Source organism: bacterium (genome assembly GCA_018812485.1).
Taxonomy (GTDB): Bacteria; JAHJDO01; JAHJDO01; order JAHJDO01; family JAHJDO01; genus JAHJDO01.
In genome coordinates this window covers 1-2,545 of record JAHJDO010000163.1, presented here as the reverse complement: position 1 = coordinate 2,545, position 2,545 = coordinate 1, and the positions used below count along the sequence as shown (strand labels likewise).

Below are 2,545 nucleotides of genomic sequence, written 5' to 3'. Positions count from 1 at the left end.
TTGAGCACGCTAATAAAACAATAAGGCATATAAACAGGTTATAAAAAACTGTTTTTGATTTCATAAATGTATTTGTCGGCATTGGATACCTCCTTAGAAACAACAAGCAATTATTGCTTTAAATGTAAGCAAATTATATGCCTCTATTTTCTTTCACAATAAAAGTATTGCAAAAATTATCCCTTTCCTTTAACACATCTTCTCTATCTTGATAATATTATTGCTTTTTTACAAGCATATTGCAATCCTACCTTAGTAGGGTGTTGAGGATTCAGGGAATGTAAAAACAATGCGTTTTTTTAAATAGACCTGAAGAGCAGGTATTTTTTTCCACATAATATTACCTATATTACCTTATTTCCATATCTGTATATCAGAGAATGACATATTTTGTTATATTTTGATCAACTGCATGTGAAAATGAATATTTCAGGGCAGATATGCCGAACCTGCAAAAGAATACCTGTTAAATTCGCCACAAGGTTACACCAGTTGACTCATAAGAAAATGTTACCGAAGGACCGGTGACTCAACGTGAGTTTTTGTAGCATAAGAGGAAGATCTTTTTCATCTTATCTTCCATAGCTTTTCTGAGATGGAATGGATTCAGCTTTTCAAACAATTCAGTAAGCTCCTTTTTTGTAGAAAGAGGAATATACGGTGAATCCATGACCCTCTGATAAGGCGTCTTGGGATTATCATAGCGTTTTATGGTTTTTGAGGCAATCCGTTGTTTTTCGATAAGCTTCACAGAAGGGCAGAAGAAATTATGGAATAGCCTCCATTCTGTCTTATAGAGATCATTGAGAAGTGGTACAATCTCCGGGTTATCGAACCGGTGATATCCCAGCCACTGTCTGACATGAGTCCAATTTTTTTGTTCCACATGAGCGTTATCGTCTTTGTGATAAGCTCTGCTCCGGGTAAACTGAACTGGTTGTTTCCGTTCTGTAAAATGTCTTAGAAGGTGATAATTGAGAAACTCTCCGCCGTTATCACAGTCAAATCCGAGCAAAGGAAATGGCAGAGATACTTCAATGTCTTTGATCTGCACTAACACATCCGTTTCCCCTTTGCCCCATACGGCTCTTTGCTCAGTCCACCCGGTTGCAATATCTACAGAGTCTATGGTGAACGCAAACATACCAGCCATGGAGGTACCGCAATGAGCTACGGTGTCGGCTTCCAGAAATCCGGGACGGGATTCGTCCCATTGGTTTGTCTTAATCGGTATCTGCTTTCTCAGAAGAGTTCCTGGCTTTGTAGTGGCCCGGCCACGCCCTTTATATTGCACCCTGACCGGTTGCAGGAGCCTGTCAATAGTAGCAGGAGATATGGTGCTAAGTGCTTCAATAACCACTGGGGGAAGATTCCCATATTCCTGAACATACCCAGGCAGCCATAAGGGTAATACTGCTTTCAATCTCTTTGAACAGGGAAGATTAGCGGACAACCATATCTTCTTCAGTGGTTTCACAATCGCGGGTTTACTATACAGGGGTTTCCTTCCCCGCTTCTTCTTTTTGGGTTGTATATAACGGGTGAACTTTCTCAGGAGACGAATAGCGTGTTTTCGATGATAGCCGCAGGTGACACAGAATTCATTCAGGATAAGCGCTTTCTGCTTGCGAGAAGCTTTTTTGTACCTCTGATGGATCGCTTCAAGATATTCCCTTTTGGATTTTGAGCTCATAATGCAGTACCTTTCTATGCATGTTTTTTCGGTAACATGCATTATGAGTCAACGATATCCCTTTGAGGCTATCTACGGTAACATTTTTTGTGAGTCAATTCGCTGGCAAATTCTGCAGTGTACAAAGTCAAAAAAGCGTTCTATAATTTATAGTAATGGCTACTCCCGTTAACCGCCTGCGGCAACAGGTCGCATCTGAGGTCAGGAAGAGAAGGCTTATCTTCTATACCATCGTCTTCCTGAGCTTCCTCTACCTTCTCGCCAATATCATCTTCGGGGATATGGGGTTTCTGAAATACAGGGAACTTCATCAGAAAAAAACGAGCATCGAAAATGATATCAGGGAAATAAACCAGGAGAATGAAGAACTCAGGACCCAGATAAAGTCCCTCAAGGAAGACCCCTACCACAGGGAAAAACATGCGAGGGAGGACTTTGGATTAGCAAAGCCTGACGAATATATCTTCAAGTATGACCGATAGCCCTCTCTACATCGCCTTCCTCTGGCATATGCACCAGCCTTTCTATAAAGAACCTCTCACAGGCCTCTACAGACTTCCATGGGTGAGGCTCCACGGCACGAAGGACTATCTTGATATGGTAGAGATTCAGAGCGGCTTCCCTGCGATTAAACAGACCTTTAACTTCACCCCTTCCCTCCTCGAACAGATTTCGGATTATTCAGACAACAATGCCCGGGACCGCTACCTTGAACTGAGCATAAAAAAGGCTTCCGAACTCTCCGATGAGGACAAGGTGTTTCTCCTCGAAAATTTTTTCCTTGCCAACTGGGATACAATGATCAAACCCTTCCCGCGCTATTCCGAGATCCTTTCCAAAAGGGGGGTCCAT

At 42.1% G+C, this 2,545-nt stretch carries 3 protein-coding genes; 2 read left to right on the top strand and 1 reads right to left on the bottom strand.

Features of this window, described 5'->3' with window-relative positions; translation table 11 throughout:
- Positions 1-529: 529 nt before the first annotated feature.
- Positions 530-1,693, bottom strand: coding sequence for an integrase (locus KKC91_12765; protein ID MBU0479414.1), 1,164 nt, complete (start codon positions 1,691-1,693; stop codon positions 530-532).
- Between the two features lie 155 nt (positions 1,694-1,848).
- Between KKC91_12765 and KKC91_12760 the strand changes: the two genes are divergently transcribed.
- Together KKC91_12760 and KKC91_12755 are read left to right on the top strand one after the other, a co-directional pair.
- A complete protein-coding gene (locus tag KKC91_12760; protein ID MBU0479413.1) occupies positions 1,849-2,175 on the top strand; it encodes a septum formation initiator family protein in 327 nt (108 codons plus the stop codon).
- Positions 2,165-2,545 (top strand): glycoside hydrolase (locus KKC91_12755; GenBank protein ID MBU0479412.1); only part of this gene is annotated, 381 nt, incomplete at its 3' end. The genes KKC91_12760 and KKC91_12755, both read left to right, overlap by 11 nt.